This is a genomic window from Staphylococcus pasteuri (assembly GCF_003970495.1).
GTDB lineage: Bacteria > Bacillota > Bacilli > Staphylococcales > Staphylococcaceae > Staphylococcus > Staphylococcus pasteuri.
Map to the genome: position 1 here is coordinate 1 of NZ_RXWW01000050.1, position 527 is coordinate 527.

The following is a 527-nucleotide window of genomic DNA, read 5'->3' on the forward strand; positions in this document are numbered from 1 at the left end:
GAATCTGAGTCTGCATCGCTGTCGGCATCTGAGTCTGAGTCCGCATCGCTATCTGCGTCAGAATCTGAGTCTGCATCGCTGTCGGCATCTGAGTCTGAATCCGCATCACTATCGGCATCTGAATCTGAGTCCGCATCACTGTCTGCATCTGAGTCTGAATCCGCATCACTATCGGCATCTGAATCTGAATCTGCATCGCTATCTGCATCAGAATCTGAGTCTGCATCGCTATCTGCATCTGAGTCTGAATCCGCATCACTGTCTGCATCTGAGTCTGAGTCTGCATCGCTATCCGCATCTGAGTCTGAATCCGCATCGCTATCCGCGTCTGAATCGGAATCCGCATCGCTATCTGCGTCTGAGTCTGAGTCCGCATCACTGTCTGCATCTGAATCTGAGTCTGCATCGCTGTCCGCATCTGAGTCTGAGTCCGCATCACTGTCTGCATCGGAGTCTGAGTCTGCATCGCTATCCGCATCTGAATCTGAGTCTGCATCGCTATCTGCGTCGGAGTCTGAGTCCGCATC

1 protein-coding gene is annotated in these 527 nt (G+C 52.4%); it reads right to left on the bottom strand.

Annotation, left to right across the window (positions count from 1 at the left end; translation table 11 throughout):
- Window positions 1–527, bottom strand: a 527-nt coding sequence (locus tag CD121_RS07520; protein WP_185817754.1) for a hypothetical protein, incomplete at both ends; no start/stop codon positions are given.